Raw genomic sequence first — 17106 nt, forward strand, 5'->3', positions numbered from 1 at the left:
ATCGGGCATATAGCAGGCGGGGAGGCGGCACGCATCTATGGATGGACGTGCGAAAGCCGATTGACAATCCGCTCAAAAAGTCATTTAGCGGTACATCGAAGCGACTCACGGATCTGGTTCCCAAGTCGCCAAACCGTTGACGTCAAAAATCTCGACATGAGGGGATCTGAAGTGGCCACCTATAAGTGCACGTTAATTCCGGCGGCCTCCGCCCTGGCCATGGGCATGGCGATGCTGGCCATGCCTGCCGTGGCGCAGGACCAGGCAATGCCTGAGAATGAGCCGGGCGAAATCGTGGTCACTGCGCAAAAGCGCGCCGAGCGTCTGCAGGACGTGCCGTTGGCCGTTACCGCCGTGGGCGCGGACACGCTGGCGTCGCGTCAGATCAACGACACCAACTCGCTGGTCCAGGCCGTGCCTTCGCTCTCGTTCCAGCAGGGCGCCAACCCCACCAACACCAGCTTCCGTATTCGCGGCGTCGGTACGGCGCTGTTTGGCCAGGGCGTTGAGCCTTCGGTTTCGGTCGTCGTCGATGGCGTGGTCGCCGTGCGTTCGGCGCAGGGCTTTTCCGAACTCGCCGATGTGGAGCGGGTCGAAGTGCTGCGCGGCCCGCAGGGCACCTTGTTCGGCAAGAATGCGTCGGCCGGCGTCATCAGCGTGACGACGGCGCGCCCGTCGCGCGACTTTGAGGGCAAGGGCGACATCACCATTGCCGAGCATAATGAATATCGCGCCCGCGGCACCGTTTCGGGTCCGATCACCGACACGCTGCGCGCCCGCGTTTCCGGCTTCTACAGCGACGTCCAGGGCATCACCCGCAACCTGGCCACCAACAAGTGGACGAACGGGTCGAAGAGCTGGGGCGTGCGCGGCAAGCTGGAATGGGACGCCACCGACAGCCTGACCCTGCTGCTGGCCGGCGAATATCGCAAGACGGACGCCGGTTGCTGCGCCTCCACGCTGATCCAGATCCGCAACCCTGTGCTCCAGTCGATCGTCGGGCCGATCAACGCATCGCGCGAGAATCGCGAGATCAACGACGACACCGAAACCTATGCGAACAGCAAGGCGCAGACCTATTCGTTGCAGGCCGACTGGGATCTTGGCAGCGCCACGATCACGTCGATCAGCGCGTTCCAGAAATATGATCTGGATGTGAACCAGCCGATCGACCGCATCCCCGCGACCTCGCCCATCTTTCTGGGGACGGCTGCCTTCGCGCCCTACACCTTCTGGAACCAGAACCACGGCACGGTTGACCTGAAGGGCTGGTCGCAGGAACTGCGCATCGCCAACAACGGCAATTCCGACCTCAACTATGTCGCGGGCATCTTCTACATGCACAGCGACATCCTGCGTCCCTTCGATCGTCGCCGCGCGCGTTGCACCGCCGGTGTCGTGGGCCAGCCCTGCGCGCCCGCCAACATCGTCTGGCAGTCGTCGGCCAGCCGCATCCGGCTGAAGCAGGACAGCATCGCCGCGTTCGGCCAGGCGGACTATCGCATCGTCGGCGGGCTGCGCGCCATCGGCGGCATCCGCGTGCAGTATGAAAAGGGCACCAACAGCGGCTATCGCATTGCGCCGATCGTCGCGGGTGACGCGATCTTCCCCGGCAATCCGCCCCGCAGCGGCACCTTCTCCGCCAACGACACCGCCGTCACCGGCAAGGCGGGCCTGCAATATGAATTCAGCCGCAATGCACAGGTCTATGCCAGCTACACGCGCGGCTATAAGGGGCTGGGCTATGAAATGGAGATTGGCGGCGATCTGGCCAACCAGAAGGCCATTCAGCCAGAGCATGTGAACGCCTATGAAATCGGCTTCAAGGGCAGCACGGCTGACCGTACGCTGAGCATCTCGGCCGCCCTGTTCCAGGCTGATTATTCCAACCTTCAGGTGCAGGCCAACCGGTCCGATCCGACCACCGGCATCATCCAGTTCGTGACCACCAACGCCGGTTCGTCGCGCAGCCGCGGTTTCGAAGTCGAAGCCACGTTGCGTCCGTCCGACTCCTTCTCGGTCAATGCCGCCGTGACCTACGCGCAGTCGCGCATCAACATTGACGGCCTCAACTGCGCATTGCAGCTTCAGGCGGCAGCGCCGGTGCTGAGCGGCACGCCGACCAATATCTGCTATCGCACCGCGCCCGGCGCCACGCCGCAGCAGAATCTGCGCAACCGCCCGTTGCAGGCAAGCCCCGACTGGCGCATCGGCGTGACGCCGCGCTATGACTATGAAGGCGACAATTTCAACGCCTTCGCACAGGTCAGCGCCAACTTCACCAGCGCGCAGTTCTTCTCGTCGGAACTCGATCCGCTCACGATCCAGCCGGCCTACACGCTGGTCGACGCGACGGTGGGCGTCACCACGTCCGACCGCCGCTATGGCGTGACGCTGTTCGTGAAAAACCTGTTCGACGAAAATTACCTGACGAACATCGGTCACAACTCCATCATGTCGACCGTGGCAAATCCGCTGGATCTGGTGGGCACCTATAACAAGGACAGCAGCCGCTACTTCGGGGCAACCTTTAGCGCGCGCTTCTGATCGGGCCGGGAGCCGGGCGATGTGCGTCCGGCTCCTCCACTCTTTTGTTAGGGTACAGCATGCTCCTGGACAGTCTCACGCCGCCCCCGACAGAACCGCTCTCCATCGACGAGCAAGCACGCGCATGGGTGGAGCGCACGCGTGACGCCATGAGCATCGAGGAGATGATCGGGCAACTCTTCATCTTTTCAACGTCACAAGACAGCGCCGAGGAGCTAGGCCCGCTCCTGGCGCTCAAGCCCGGCGGCATCAACCGTTTTCCCCGGAACGACCTCTCCGCGTTCCGCTCCGCGTCCGTCCACGCGATCGAGCAGGCGGTGGTGCCGCCGGTCTTTACCGGCGATATAGAAGGGGGCACGATCAGCTATCCCTTCGCCACGACCGTTCCCAATATCATGGGCATTGCGGCGTGCGACGATCTGGCGACGACAGAGGCCATTGCCCGGCTGGTCGCGCGGGAAAGCCGGGTGCTGGGCTATGACTGGTCCTTTGGGCCGGTGGTCGACATCAACCATGCGTTCCGCAGCGCGATCGTGGGTACGCGATCCTTCGGCTCGCGCCCGGAAAATGTGCTGGCGCAGGCCAGCGTCTATATCCGCGCCTTGCAGGAAGAAGGCGTTGCCGCCTGCCTCAAACACTGGCCGGGCGATGGTTTCGACGACCGGGACCAGCATCTGGTCACCAGCGTCAATCCGCTGTCGGTTGAGGAATGGCACGGCCTGTTCGGCCGCATCTACGGCCAGCTGATCGGGCAAGGGGTGATGACGGTCATGTCCGCCCATATCGCCTTTCCCGCCTATATCCGCGCGCATTTGCCGGACGCGGGGCGCGAGGCGTTCCAGCCCGCGACCGTGTCGCACCTGCTGAACCAGCGCCTGCTGCGCGAGGAACTGGGCTTTAAAGGCCTGATCGTGTCGGATGCGACCGGCATGGGCGGGCTGACTGGCTGGATGGAGCGATCCGAAACGGTGCCGGCGGTGATCGAGAATGGCTGCGACATGTTCCTGTTCAGCCGCGCGCCACAGAGAGATTATGGCTTCATGCTCGATGGCCTGCGCAATGGCCGTTTGTCCGAAGGCCGCCTGTATGAGGCGGTGACCCGCATTCTGACGCTGAAGGCGCGGCTGGGGCTGCACCGGATCGATCCGGCCGAGCGGATGATGCCGATCGAGGCGATGCGGGACGCCTTGCAGACGCCCGACCATCGTGTCGCCGCGTTGCAGGCCGCCGGGCAGAGCATCACGCTGGTCAAGGACACGCAATCGCTGTTGCCGCTGGCGCCCGCGACCCATCGCCGCGTCGTCATCGTCGCGGAAGAAGGGTTCAGCTTCTGGGACGGCGCCTTGTCGCGCGGCTATGGCCCGGTTCTCGACGAATTGCGCGCCCGCGGCTTCGAGCCGCGGATGCTGGACGTGGACCAGTGGCCGACGCGCGAGGACACCGATCTTGTCCTCTATCTGGTCGGGCAGGAAGCGACGCCCAGCGCGGCGCACATCTTTCTGGATCTGGTGAAGCTGCACGGGTCCAATCGCAAGGCGATGAGCCAGTTCGCGCAGGAAATCCCGACCGCACTGCTGTCGTTCGGGCAGCCCTATTATCTATATGATGCCCCGCATATGAAAACATGCGTCAACGCCTACAGCGCGATCGAGCCGGTGCTGCGCGAAACAGTGCGTCGGCTGACCGGCGAAGCGCCCTTCACCGGCGTCAGTCCCGTTGATCCATTTTGCGGCCAGGAACAGTTGCGTTGGTAAGGAGAGCGATATGACGGTCATGTCCCAGGGTCACGGCGCCAACGATCAGCGCGCCCAGTTGGAGGCGCTATATGCCGCCATGGCCCCCAAAGGGCTGCTGCCGCTGTGGGAAAGCCTGCATGCGCTGGTCCTGGCCGAGCCGCAGTCCCCGGCCAAGCCCTGGCGGTGGAGCTATGACGAGGTGCGCGACCATCTGATGCGCGCAGGCGACATCATCAGCGCCGAACAGGCGGAGCGCCGCGTGCTCATCCTGGAAAATCCGGGCCTTGGCGGCCTGTCCGCCATAACCCCCAGCCTGTATGCCGGATTGCAGCTGATCCTGCCGGGCGAGGTCGCGCCGTGCCACCGGCATTCCCAGAATGCGCTGCGCTTCGTGATGGAAGGCAGCGGAGCCTTCACCGCACTGGACGGGGAAAAGGCGGTCATGCAGCCTTTCGACCTGGTGCTGACGCCTGCGGGCCAGTGGCACGACCATGGCAACCAGACCGACCAGCCGATGATCTGGCTCGATGGGCTGGACATTCCCACCGTCCGCCTGTTCGACGCCAGCTTTGCCGAGCGGCTGGATGTCGCCGCCCACCCCGAAACGGTGCCCGCCGGCGACACGCTGACCCGATATGGCCACAATATGCGCCCGTTGCGCGGGAGCCTGGCGGACCGTCGCCCCAGCGCGCGCCCGCTGTTCCATTATCGCTATGCCGACTGGCGGCCCGCGCTGGATGCGATGGCGTCGAGCGCCGAGATCGATCCGCATTTCGGCCATGCGCTGGAATTTCTGAACCCCGCCGATGGCGGCCCCATCCTTTCGACCATTTCCGCGCATGTCCGCCTGTTGCCCGCAGGGTTTGAAACCAGGACGCGGCAGGCGACCGACGGCACCGTGTTCGTGCTGGTCGAAGGCGAAGCGACGCTGGAACTGGGCGATCAGGAAATCCGGCTGGGCGCGCGCGACATGGTTGTCATACCGTCCTGGGTTCCCTACCGCTTCCAGGCGCATTCGCAGACGATATTGTTCGGCTATTCCGACAAGGCTTCACAGATGAAGCTCGACCTCTACCGGGAGTGCAACCATTGACCCTCTTGTTCGACCCTCAGTCGCCCGTTCTGGCCCCCACGAGCGACGGCCATGATTTCCCCGTCCGCCGCATTTTCTGCATCGGCCGCAACTATGCCGATCATGCCAAGGAAATGGGCGTCGAGGTGGATCGCGAAGCGCCCTTTTACTTCACCAAATGGGCCGAAACGGTCGTGCCCAGCGGGCCGATCGCCTACCCGACGATGACCGGCAACTATCATTATGAAGCCGAACTGGTCGTCGCCATCGGCAAGAGCGGTCGCGACATTCCCGCCGACAAGGCGGTCGACCATATCTACGGCTATGCCACTGGCCTCGACATGACCCGCCGCGACCTTCAACTCGACGCGCGCGCCAAGGGGCGCCCGTGGGACGCGGGCAAGAATGTCGAGCAATCCTCCCCGCTCGGCACGCTCCACCCGATCAGCGAGACCGGGGAATTGTCGACCGGCGCCATTCGCCTGACCGTCAATGGCGAGGTGAAGCAGCAGGCCGACCTTGCCGATCTGATCCATCCGGTGTCCGAACTCATCGCCTTCCTCTCGCGCGCCTATCGGCTGGAGCCGGGCGACCTCATCTACACAGGGACGCCCGCAGGCGTCGGCGCGGTCGTGCCGGGCGATGAAATCATCGTGTCGATCGACGGCCTTACCGATACCAGGGTCATGATCACGCCGGTTGCCCATGACTGACATGATCCTGCACGGCTTCTGGCGATCCTCCGCGTCCTGGCGCGTGCGGATCGCCATGGGACTGAAGGGCCTGACATGGTCGGATCGCACCTATCGCCTGCGTGCGGGCGAGCAGCGGTCCGACGCCTATATGGCGATCAACCCGCAGGGGCTGGTGCCAGCCCTGGAGGTGGACGGCACGGTGCTGACGCAAAGCATGGCCATCTGCGAATATCTGGACGAATGCTATCCCGATCCGCCGCTATTGCCCGCCGACCCGCTGATGCGGGCGACCGTGCGGGGGTTTGCCCAGGCCGTTGCGTGCGATATTCACCCGGTCCAGAACCTCAAGATCCTGCGCATGCTGGCAGCGCGCGGACTGGATGAGGACGCCGTGCAGGGCTGGGCGCGCGAGGTGATCGAGACCGGGCTTGAAGCCTGTTCGCGGTTGATCGCCGATCGGGAAGGGCCATATTGTTTCGGCGATCAGGTGACGCTGGCCGACATCGTGCTGATCCCGCAACTGGGCAATGCCCGTCGCTTTGGCGCGCGCACGGATTTTCCCCGGATCGAGGCTGTGGAAGCGGCCTGCAACGCCTTGCCCGCCTTTGCCGCCGCGCGGCCCGATCGCCAGCCCGACGCCGAGTAAGGATGTCGTTAGCGGGAGACGATCAGGCCCGTGCCGGTCCGGTCGATTGCCGTTCGATCATCTTGTAATCGACGTAGATCGCCAGCGGCTGGGTTTCCGGCGGCTCGCCGCGCAGTGTCGCGACGAGCCGCTCTGCCGCCCGTTCGGCGATCAGGGCCAGCGGCTGCCGGATGGTGGTCAGTTCCGGCCAGATTTTGACGGCGATCGGCGTATCGTCGAAACCCGTGATCGACAGGTCGTCCGGCACCGAAATCTTGTTGCGCAGCGCCACATTCACGAACGCCGCCGCCATGTCGTCATTGCCCGCGATGACGGCGGTGAAATCCCGCTGCGTCGTCAGCACGCGCTCCGCCAGCGCCAGGCCCGCTTCGAACGTCGGGGGCGCTTCCCAGACCAGCTTCATATCGGCGACGACCCCTTCGTCGCCCAGCGCGCGCAGATAGCCCTTCAGGCGGGAGGCCGCCACCAGTGAGGTCGGCAGCGTGACAATGGCGATCCGGCGGTGCCCCTTGCCAAGCAGCATGCGCGTCATTTCATAGGACGCCTGTTCATCGTCGATGCGCACGCAATCCATGTTGCGCAGGTCGCCGCCGGGCGCCAGGCCGATCATCGGCACGTCATGCCTTTCGGGCAGACCAGCAGCGCTGGCGATCTCGCAGATCGGCGGCGGCAGCAACAGGCCGTCAATGCCGCTTCGGATCATCCTTTCGATGCTGCCGACAGGATCGGAGAAGTCGTATATTTCCAGCACCAGCTGCACGCCAAGGCGTGACGTGGCGCGCAGGCTGCCAACCAGCATGGCGCTCAGCAGCGCGCTGTCAATGTCGCGGTGGAGCAGGCCGATCCGCAGCGTCTTGGCCGCCGCCAGGCTGCGGGCGGCGGAATTGGGCGTGTAGTTGAGCGCCTTCACCGCCTTCAAAACGGCTTCGCGCGCGACCGGGTTGACGAAGCTCTTGTTGTTGATGACGTTGGAGACCGTCATGGCCGATACGCCAGCCTCCCGCGCGACTGCCGTGATCGTGGGGCCTTTCGCGCCTCTCCGGCGTTTGCGGGTAGTGTCCGGGCTCGTCATGTCATCCCTGGTCGGTTGGCGAAGGACATCGTCATAAGCGGGGATTGGCAAACAATCCACAGTCTGACGACCAGGCCCATTGGCCGGGCTGGTTCGGCCAATCAGTCACCGCCGCGGATGCGGAACTTGGCCGGCTCCTGCTTCAGGACCGGGGTGCCACCGGCCAGCGAGACGCGGAAATTTTCCAGCTGGGGATCGCCCGTCCGCTCCATCTCGGCCAGCATCAGCCGCTGCATCTCATCGACCTTGGCCTTGTAGGCGGGATCGGCGATCAGATTGTTCCGCTGGCCCGGATCAGCCTCCAGATCATAGAGCGCCATGGGATAGCCCATCACATATTGCTTCACGCGCGCGGCGATGCGCGCGTCGGTTTCCGCGGCCTTCGCCATGGCGGGGAAGGTGAGACCCCACATGCTTTCGATCTTGAGTTCGGTCTTGCCGTTCGCCCAGGCGGTGTAATGGAAGGCGTGGCGTTTGTCCTGCAAGGTGCGCGAAGGGTAGAGCATCCCGCTCGACACATAGTCGACATAGGACATGACGAACGGCTTGTCCTGCGCCGCGCCGCCCTTCAGCATCGGAACCCAGGACTGCCCGTCCAGCTCCGCGATCGGTTTGGCCTGCAACAGCTCGATCAGCGTCGGCAATATGTCGAGGTTGGTCGTGAGCGTATCGAAGCGGCGCGGCTTTCCCATGCCGGGGTAGCGCAGCAGCACGGGCGTACGGATGCCATGGTCATAGACGCTGGCCTTGGCAAAGGGCATCGGCATGCCATGATCCGCCACGAACAGGACGATCGTGTCGTCCCAAGTGCCGCTATCCTTGAGAGCCTTCAGAATATTGCCCACGGCGATGTCGAGGCGTTGCACCGAATTCCAATATTGCGCCATCTCCTCCCGAATATCGGGCAAGTCTTCGAGATTGGCGGGGATCGGAACCTGGCCCGCCTTGAGCGGCCGGGCGATGCGATACGGGCCGGTCTGCTCGTGATCGATTTCCTGCGCATCTTCCGCGCCATAAAATGGCCGGTGCGGATCGTTGATGTTGCAGTTGATGAAGAAGGGCTTGTACTGGGCCTGCGCTTCCGTGACGGCGAGGCGGAGCATGTCGGCATGCACCATGGGATGACGGTCCTTGCCTTCCTGCTTTAAGTCCCAGGGGAAGGAGGAGGCGGGCTGCATATGGCCGATCTTGTGGCTGGCGGCGCAATAATAGCCTTCGGCAGCCAGGGTGGTGCATAGCGTCGGCGTACCCTCCCGCATCGGGAAGAAGCCGTTGCCGCCATTTTTGTGCGGCAGCAGGCCGCTCATGAACGCCTGGCGCGAGGGCATGCAGATCGGCGCCACGGTACGCACTTGCTCAAAGACATGGCTTTGCGCGGCGAGGCTGTCGAGATTGGGGGTGAGGCCGCGCCGTCCGTTCATGAAGCCGAGCGCCGACCAGTCCACATCGTCCGATGTGATGAGCAGCAGATTGTGGCGCTTGCGCGGATCACGCTTCACATAGTCGACCGCCTGGGCATAGCGGGGAAACGCGGCCATGATGGCGGCGGCTGCGCTGGCCTGCAAAAACCTGCGCTTGCGTTGGTTGATCATCCCATCCTCCCTTGCGGCCACCGTCGCGTCACCCTGCGGGGCTGGCCGGTCCGTCACTTGATATGCTGCCTTGTGCAAATGCAGTCTTGCCCACTTCTGCGATATAATCAATATAGCGCTAAATTAAACTGACATTGCGGGACAGGAGGGGGCATGGCCTTGAAAGAGCTGTATCGGGGCGTAATGCTGGCTCCGGCCTGCGTCGCCGGGCTTTTCGCCCTGGCCACGCCGCTGGTCGCCGCCGCGCCTGAAGCGCCACAGTGGCGGGATCTGAACCGCAACAACCAGCTAGACCGCTACGAGGATTCGCGCCTGTCGGTCGAGGAGCGGGTCGATGACCTGATGGCGCGCATGACCATCGAGGAAAAAGTCGGCCTGATGGTGCATGCGAGCCTGCCGGGGCAGGGATCGGCGATCGGCGTGTCATCGACCGGCTATGACATGGCGCGGGTGCGCGCCATGATCGAAGGCGGGAAGATCAGCAGCTTCATCACCCGGATCGTCGTCAAGCCGGCGGAATTCGCGCGCCAGAACAATATGGTGCAGAAGATCGCGGAAGGCACAAGGCTGGGGATTCCGGCAACGATCAGCACTGATCCGCGCCATCATTTTCAGGCCACGATCGGCGCGAGCACGACAGGCGGTGGCTTCACCCTGTGGCCCGATACGCTGGGATTTGCGGCGCTGGACGACGCCGATCTCGTCCGCCGGTTCGGGGATATTGCGCGGCAGGAATATCGTGCCGTCGGCATCCATATGGCGTTGTCGCCCCAGGCGGATGTGGGCAGCGAGCCGCGCTGGTCCCGCTTTTCCGCGACATTCGGTTCCGACCCCGCAATCATCTCCCGCCTGGCGGGCGCCTATGTGGAAGGGTTCCAGGGCGGCGCGACCGGCGTGACGCCAACGGGCGTTGCGACCGTGGTCAAGCATTGGGTCGGCTATGGCGCGGAGCCGGAAGGGTTTGACGGGCACAATCATTATGGCCGCAACGTCCATCTGACCGATGCGTCATTTGCCGATCATGTCCGTGCGTTCGATGGCCCGCTGGCAGCGGCGAGCGAGGGCGTGATGCCCACCTATGTCGCGCTGCATGGCCCCTCGATTGGCGGCAAGCCGGTCGAGCCGGTCGGCGCAGGGTTCAGCAAGCAGGTGCTGACCGACCTGCTGCGCGGCGAAAAGGCATATCGGGGCCTGATCATTTCGGACTGGTCGATCACGCGCGACTGCCCGGAGACCTGCGTATCGCCGGATGCGGCTCATCCCCAGGCGCCGCAGGCGATTGGCATGCCATGGGGCGTGGAAACGCTGAGCGTCGCCGATCGATTCGCCAAGGGCGTGGACGCAGGCATCGACCAGTTTGGCGGCGTCGATGATGCCGCCCCGATATTGGAAGGTGTGCGCAGCGGCGCAATTTCGGTCGAGCGAATCGACGATTCGGCGCGACGCATATTGGCGCTCAAGTTCCGGCAGGGTCTGTTCGACAATCCCTATGTCGACGAACAGGCCGCCGCCAGGCTGGTCGGCAATGCCGCCTGGCAGAGCGAGGCGGACAAGGCGCAGCGGCGAAGCCAGATCCTGCTGCGCAACGAGGGCGGATTATTGCCGCTGAAAGGGCGCAAGAAAATCTGGCTTTATGGCGTGGATGAGGCTGTTGCGGGTTCGGCGGGTTATGTCGTCGTCAAAGACCCGTCCGAGGCCGACATAGCGCTGGTGCGCGCCGCCACGCCGTTCGAAAAGCTGCACCCTTTTCATTTTTTCGGGTCGCGGCAGCATGAAGGGCGGCTCGACTTCAGGGCCGATGATCCGGCACTGGTGGCGCTCAAGCGGGCGGCGGCGCATGTGCCCGTCATTGCCGCGGTGGAAATGGATCGCCCCGCGGTGCTGACTGCCCTCATGCCGCACGCCAAGGCCGTGCTCGTCAATTTCGGTACCAGCGACGTGGCCCTGTTCGACATAGTGTCGGGGCGCAGCCCGGCCTGCGGTCACCTGCCCTTCGCGCTTCCGGCATCCATGGCCGCGGTCGAACGGCAGCGCCCGGACCTGTCGGACGACGAGGAGGCGCTGTTCCCCAGGGGGGCGGGCCTGTGTCTGAAATGATTTGGCAGTATCCGGGTCGGTATAGGCAAGTATCTGGCGCGCAAGGCACTGTTGCAAAACTGTATCGCTCGCCAGGCAATTGTCGGCAAGCGTGCAACGATGTGATTGACAGCGCTGCCATATAAAATTACCGCTACATCAACGGGTGAGCCCTCAAACGTCTGAATTGATGTCGGGGCACATAATCAGGCAGGCCAATTCTGACAGGCCGCCGCAACAGGGGAGGGTATCGTGGCTTCACAGCGTCATCGTCATTATCTGGGATTCTTGCTCGCGGGGGCCGCGATGGCATGCTGCGGCGCTGCAATGGCGCAGGAGCAGGCGGCGGAAGCGGATGGCGCAAGCGAAGCCATCATCGTTACCGGTTCGCGCGTGGTTCGTAACGGCGCGGACATGCCCACGCCGGTTACGGTGGTCGGCGCGGACCTGATTGCCCAAACCGGCGCGACCCAGCTGTCGCAAGTCATCAACGACCTGCCTGTCGTGCGCACCGATACCAGTTCGACGACGGCGTTCGTCGGCGGTGGCGGCAACGGCCCCGGCAACAATCTGATCAACCTCCGCGGTCTGGGCGCGGTTCGCACCCTCGTGCTGGTGGACGGGCTGCGCTTTCCCGCGACGACCTTCACCGGCCTGTTCAACACTGATCTCATTCCAAGTTCGCTGGTGTCGCGGCTGGACATCGTCACCGGCGGCGCGTCGGCGGCCTATGGTTCGGACGCTGTGGCCGGTGTCGTCAACATCATCCTCAACAACAAGCTGGAGGGCGTTCGCGCTTCGGCGCAATATGGCGTGACGGACGCTGGCGATGGGGATGAGCAGAAATACTCGTTCGGCGTGGGCCAGAAATTCCTAGATGGCCGTCTGCACATCATCGCCGGGCTTGATTATCAGGACCGGAAAAGGACGGGCAACTGCTACTCGCGCAGCTGGTGCGCCCAGGAATATGGCGTCATGTCGAACGCCAATTCCGCGCAGAACGGCCTGCCGGCCCTGATCATCTCGCCCGACGTGCGTTGGTCCCAGAATACGCCCGCTGGTCTGATCGTCAGTTCCAGGCTGACCAATGCATTTGGCGGGCAACAGGTGTCGGACGATGGCACGACGCTGCTGCCCTTCACCTTCGGCCAGCTCTACGCGCCCAATAACAACCAGATGATCGGCGGGTCGCGCCGCGGCATCAATCCTGCCAGCAGCGCCTTCGATCTTCAGGGGCCGCAAAAGCGCCTGGCCGCCCTCTTCCGGGCGGAAGCGGAACTGAGCGACAATCTGAAGGCGTGGGTGGACAGCTCCTACGGTCAGACGGACAATCAGGGCACGTTCGCGCAGCTGCGTTCGGGTAACCAGAACGCCGCAGGCACATTGCGGGCGGGCCCGCTCAACACCGGCGCGATCACGCTGTCGGTCAACAATCCCTTCCTTCCCGCCCAGCTGCGCAGCCAGATGCAGCAGATCGGCCTGGCGAACGTCAACATCGGCAAGGCGGGCGATGGTCTGCTGGTTCCGATCGTCGACTATCATGTCGAAAGCTATCGGGTCGCCGCCGGCCTGAAGGGCGATCTGGGCGGCTGGACCTGGGACGCCAGCTATGTCCGGGGCGTCAGCAAGCTGGACAATGTCGCGCGCAACATCATCAATCAGAATAATTTCTCGCGCGCGGTTCAGGCCGTAAACGGCACGGGCGCCAATGCCGGCAGGATCGTCTGTGCGGTCAACCAGTCGGCGACCACGGATGCCGCTTGTCAGCCGCTCAACCTGTTCGGTGTCGGCACAGCCAGCGACGCTGCGCTGCAATATGTCTATGGCACGGCCGTTCAGCGGTCCAGGATCACGCTGGACGACGTCAGCGCGAACGTCCAGGGGCAGCCTTTCGACGCCTGGGGCGGACCGGTTTCGGTCGCAGCGGGCGCGGAATATCGCACCGAAAGCATCGCGGCGGACGTCGACCCGGTATCGGCCGCCGGTGGCTTTATCCAGAATTACAGCGCCCTGCACGGACGCAGCAAGGTGTTCGAAGTCTATGCGGAGGCCAATGTGCCGCTGCTGTCCAACGTTCCCCTTGCCGAGACGCTGGAAGTCAATGGCGCGGTGCGGCACGCCCATTATAAATTCTCCAGCCCCGAAGCGCCCCTGGCGGGCGGCGCCGTTGGCCCTGCGGACTCCAGCTTCAACGCAGTCACCTGGAAGCTCGGCCTGGTCTACAAGCCGGTGGACTGGCTGCGGATGCGCGGCACCATTTCGCGCGACTTCCGTGCGCCGAACATGAACGAGCAATATATCCTGCCCAACGTCCAGAACAGCGCGATCCTGGACCCGGCCACCAACACCAGCACGCAGGTCGCCACCCAGTCCGGCGGCAACCCGAACCTGCGCCCGGAAATTTCGCATACCAAGACTTTCGGCGTCACGATCCAGCCCGCAGCGATACCCAATCTCCAGCTGTCGGTTGACTATTATGACATCAAGGTAACCGGCTATATCGCGGCCGTGGGCGGTCCCACCCTGGTCACCCAGTGCTTCCAGGGCGCGCCGGATGCATGCGCCTTCGTCACCCGCGACGCCAATGGCGTTCTGACCTTCATCCGCAACATCTCCGCCAACGCGAACGAGTTGCAGGTCAAGGGCTTCGACGTCGAACTGGGCTATCGCAAGCAGATCGAGAATATCGGTACGCTGGACCTGCGCATCCTGGGCACGGCCTATACGAAGCTGACCTATGTCAACGCGGGATCGCCACTGAACGGCAAATGCCAGAACGGCACCGTCACGCAGCAGGCCTATCCCAGCATGTCCTGCTATCAGATCAACACGCGGGCCACCTTCACCAGCGGGCCGCTGACTTTGGGCATGCAGTCGCGCTATATTCCCAAGGGCAAGTTCGGCACCACCTATGTCGGGCCGCAGGATGACGGCTATAGCCCGACCCTGCCGAACAGCATCTCCGACAATCGCGTCAAGGCGGTCACCTATGTCGACGTGAATGCGAGCTATCGCATCATCGACAACGGCCCGCGCATGGTGGAAGTGTTTGGCGCGATCAAGAATGCGTTCAACACCAACCCGCCGGTGGCGCCGGCCAACAATATCGGCACCAACGCCAATCTTTACGACGTGCTGGGTCGCACCTTCCGCGTCGGCGTGCGGATGGCCTACTGATCGGACCACTGCCGGATAATGGGCCGCCGCGATTTCGATCGGGGCGGCCTTTTCTTTTGAGCCTGCCGGGCATGGCCCCGGATGGCGGGTACGGGGTAATCGTCATCCCGATGCGCAAGCGTGGCATGCCTGCCCCGCTTTAACGCTAACTATAGCGGCCATGAAACCCGTGCCGCCTTGATGGAGTCGCACTCCGTGGTTGCGCTACATCATGACATTTGCATCTGCCCAACTGCTGCCATAGGCCGTTCGCCGAGCGACAGTCCGTAATGAGGTGAGATTTTTGGTCACGATCTATGATGTGGCGGCCAAGGCCGGCGTCGGCATGAAAACCGTCTCCAGAGTTCTCAACAATGAAGCCCATGTCCGCCCGGCCATGAAGGACCGGGTCATGAAGGCTATCGATGAACTTGGCTATCGCCCCAATCTGGCGGCGCGGCAATTGGCGGCCAGCCGATCCTTCCTGATCACCTTCATATTGAGCGACGTTTTCAGCAGCTATCAGACGAGCATGCTGGTGGCCGCATCGACCGAATGTCGTCTGCGCAATTATCATCTCGTGGTCGAGGTAAGGGATCAGGACGAGACTGCGGAGAGGCTGGTCGAGCGGGTGACGGCCAATCTGCGCCCGGACGGCATCATGCTGGTCCCGCCGCTCAGCAACGACGCCGCGATCGTCAGGGCGATCGAGAGCAAGGGAACCCGGTTGGTCAGGGTCGCGTCCACCCTGACGGGCTATGGCGACATCGTTCCTGTCAGGGACACGGACGTCAGCCACGAAATGGTGGCGCATATCGCTGCAACGGGAAAGTCGCGCATCGCCCTCATCGCGCCGCCGTTCGACAAGGCCGCCGCCAGCGAACGGGTGACGGGCTATCGGTCCGCCCTTGCCCAGGCGCGCCTGCCCTATCGTGCCGACTATGTCGTGAAGGGGGATTTCACCTTCGCGTCCGGCAAGGCCGCCGCCGAGCTGCTCTTGGCCTTGCCTGAACCGCCCGACGCCATTTTCGCCACCAACGATGCGATGGCGCTGGGCGCGATGGCGGCGGCGCGGCAGATCGGCCTGGACATACCCCGCGACATAGCGATTGCGGGCTTCGACGATTCGCCGGGCAGTCGCACCATGTACCCGCCGTTGACGACAGTGAGGCAGCCAATTCCGGGCATGGCGCGCAATGCCATTTCCGTCCTTCTGGGCCATGCCGACGCGCTGGAGGAACTGGTGCCCGAACTCATCATCCGTGGGTCCACGCAACCGGGAGCGGCTGCCGAGGTGCATGGCGAGGACATGTAAGGCGCGACATTGACAGCGCTGCCAATTGCGATATTACCGCTCTAAACAGATTGGAGGGGTCATGAAGAGGCTGCGTCTATACGGGTTGCTGGCGGCGGGTATGGTGTTGGCGACATGCCCCGCGACCCTGCTGTCCGCGCGCCCCGCGCAAAAGGCGGCCAGTCCCGCCAAGGCCGAACCGGCGCGCAAGCCGCGGAACGTGGTTTTCATCCTGCTGGATGACCTGCGCTATGACGGCATGGGCTTTTTGCAGCCGGAACTCAGAACCCCCAATATCGACCGGCTGGCGCGGGGCGGCACCTATTTTCCCAATACGGTGGTCACGTCATCGCTGTGCAGCCCCAGCCGCGCGACCATCTTGACGGGCGAAACCGCGCGCAACCATGGCATCGTCGACAATGCGAATTCGTCGGAAGCCGGACTGACCTTCTTCCCGTCCTATCTGCAGAAGGCGGGTTACCAGACCGCCTTCATCGGCAAATGGCATATGGGCAACGACGTCGACACGCCGCGTCCGGGCTTTAACAAATGGGTCAGTTTCCGGGGGCAGGGGAGCTATTATCCTGCGAGCGGCGATCCCGATGCAGCCGTGCAGGGCGGCGAAACGACGATGTGGAACGTCGATGGCAAGAAGGTCGCGCAGCAAGGCTATATTACCGATGAGCTGACCGACTACGCCATGAACTGGCTGGAAAAGGAACGCGACAAGAGCAAGCCGTTCTTCCTGTATCTGAGCCACAAGGCGGTCCATTCGGACCCTCTGCCGCCGCCGCGCTACCGCCATCTGTACGATCGGACCGATTTCAAGATTCCGGCCAGCGCCGCCAACACGCCCGAAAATTACAAGGGCAAGCCGATGTGGGTCTATAACCAGCGAAACACATGGCACGGCATCGATTTCTTCTTCAACACCGATATGAAGATGACCGAATATCTGCGCTATTATTATGGCGCGCTTGCTGCGGTCGATGACAGTGTTGGTCGTATTGCCGACTATCTGAAGGCGAACGGGCTGGAAAAGGATACGCTGGTCGTCTTTACCGCCGACAACGGGTTTCAGATCGGTGATCATGGCCTGATCGACAAGCGGACTGCCTATCAGGCGTCGGTGCGCGTGCCGATGGTCATGTATGAGCCGGGGACGGTGCCGGCCGGTGTGGTCAACACCGGCTTGCTCTTACCCACAAGTGGTCGCGTGC

The 17106-nt window shown here is 63.4% G+C and carries 10 protein-coding genes and 1 pseudogene; 9 read left to right on the top strand and 2 right to left on the bottom strand.

Annotation, left to right across the window (positions count from 1 at the left end; translation table 11 throughout):
- The first annotated feature begins 171 nt into the window (after nucleotides 1–171).
- The 5 genes from IWY39_RS13555 to maiA are packed head-to-tail and all read left to right on the top strand — an operon-like array spanning nucleotide 172 to nucleotide 6696.
- The gene (locus IWY39_RS13555; protein ID WP_229380546.1) at nucleotides 172–2547 is read left to right on the top strand and encodes a TonB-dependent receptor; all 2376 of its coding nucleotides are present in this window, start codon (nucleotides 172–174) and stop codon (nucleotides 2545–2547) included.
- A gap of 59 nt (nucleotides 2548–2606) precedes the next feature.
- Nucleotides 2607–4301: a glycoside hydrolase family 3 protein gene (locus IWY39_RS13560; protein WP_107123315.1), complete on the top strand. Its 1695-nt coding sequence runs from the start codon at nucleotides 2607–2609 to the stop codon at nucleotides 4299–4301.
- Nucleotides 4302–4311: 10 nt separating this feature from the next.
- Nucleotides 4312–5376, top strand: coding sequence for a gentisate 1,2-dioxygenase (gtdA, locus tag IWY39_RS13565; protein ID WP_107123314.1), 1065 nt, complete (start codon nucleotides 4312–4314; stop codon nucleotides 5374–5376).
- Nucleotides 5373–6068, top strand: a complete 696-nt coding sequence (locus tag IWY39_RS13570) for a fumarylacetoacetate hydrolase family protein (protein ID WP_107123313.1) — start codon at nucleotides 5373–5375, stop codon at nucleotides 6066–6068. Before gtdA ends, IWY39_RS13570 begins: the two co-directional genes overlap by 4 nt.
- Nucleotides 6061–6696, top strand: a complete 636-nt coding sequence (gene maiA / locus IWY39_RS13575; RefSeq protein WP_017183913.1) for a maleylacetoacetate isomerase — start codon at nucleotides 6061–6063, stop codon at nucleotides 6694–6696. Before IWY39_RS13570 ends, maiA begins: the two co-directional genes overlap by 8 nt.
- A 22-nt stretch (nucleotides 6697–6718) precedes the next feature.
- Here the strand turns inward: maiA and IWY39_RS13580 are convergent, their stop codons facing one another.
- Together IWY39_RS13580 and IWY39_RS13585 are read right to left on the bottom strand one after the other, a co-directional pair.
- Nucleotides 6719–7768, bottom strand: coding sequence for a LacI family DNA-binding transcriptional regulator (locus IWY39_RS13580; RefSeq protein ID WP_026002534.1), 1050 nt, complete (start codon nucleotides 7766–7768; stop codon nucleotides 6719–6721).
- Between the two features lie 101 nt (nucleotides 7769–7869).
- Nucleotides 7870–9360, bottom strand: coding sequence for a sulfatase family protein (locus IWY39_RS13585; RefSeq protein ID WP_107123530.1), 1491 nt, complete (start codon nucleotides 9358–9360; stop codon nucleotides 7870–7872).
- Between the two features lie 153 nt (nucleotides 9361–9513).
- On the opposite strand from IWY39_RS13585, the gene IWY39_RS13590 reads away from it, so the two are divergent.
- The 4 genes and pseudogenes from IWY39_RS13590 to IWY39_RS13605 all read left to right on the top strand — a co-directional run.
- Complete coding sequence (locus tag IWY39_RS13590) at nucleotides 9514–11457, top strand: glycoside hydrolase family 3 protein (protein ID WP_229380545.1); 1944 nt, start codon at nucleotides 9514–9516, stop codon at nucleotides 11455–11457.
- Between the two features lie 231 nt (nucleotides 11458–11688).
- Nucleotides 11689–14613: a TonB-dependent receptor domain-containing protein gene (locus tag IWY39_RS13595; RefSeq protein WP_229380544.1), complete on the top strand. Its 2925-nt coding sequence runs from the start codon at nucleotides 11689–11691 to the stop codon at nucleotides 14611–14613.
- Nucleotides 14614–14887: 274 nt separating this feature from the next.
- The gene (locus tag IWY39_RS13600) at nucleotides 14888–15907 is read left to right on the top strand and encodes a LacI family DNA-binding transcriptional regulator (RefSeq protein ID WP_261377710.1); all 1020 of its coding nucleotides are present in this window, start codon (nucleotides 14888–14890) and stop codon (nucleotides 15905–15907) included.
- 100 nt (nucleotides 15908–16007) lie between these two features.
- Nucleotides 16008–17078: pseudogene (locus IWY39_RS13605) on the top strand (sulfatase-like hydrolase/transferase); the annotation flags it as partial.
- Nucleotides 17079–17106: the final 28 nt, after the last annotated feature.

The organism is Sphingobium sp. JAI105, assembly GCF_015752145.1.
GTDB classification, from domain to species: Bacteria; Pseudomonadota; Alphaproteobacteria; order Sphingomonadales; family Sphingomonadaceae; genus Sphingobium; species Sphingobium xenophagum.

Excerpts from the sequence above, each read along its gene's own strand:
- IWY39_RS13560 (WP_107123315.1), top strand. The coding sequence starts at position 2,607 with ATGCTCCTGGACAGTCTCACGCCGCCCCCGACAGAACCGCTCTCCATC.
- gtdA (WP_107123314.1), top strand. The coding sequence starts at position 4,312 with ATGACGGTCATGTCCCAGGGTCACGGCGCCAACGATCAGCGCGCCCAG.
- maiA (WP_017183913.1), top strand. The coding sequence starts at position 6,061 with ATGACTGACATGATCCTGCACGGCTTCTGGCGATCCTCCGCGTCCTGG.
- IWY39_RS13580 (WP_026002534.1), bottom strand. The coding sequence starts at position 7,768 with ATGACGAGCCCGGACACTACCCGCAAACGCCGGAGAGGCGCGAAAGGC.
- IWY39_RS13585 (WP_107123530.1), bottom strand. The coding sequence starts at position 9,360 with ATGATCAACCAACGCAAGCGCAGGTTTTTGCAGGCCAGCGCAGCCGCC.
- IWY39_RS13590 (WP_229380545.1), top strand. The coding sequence starts at position 9,514 with ATGGCCTTGAAAGAGCTGTATCGGGGCGTAATGCTGGCTCCGGCCTGC.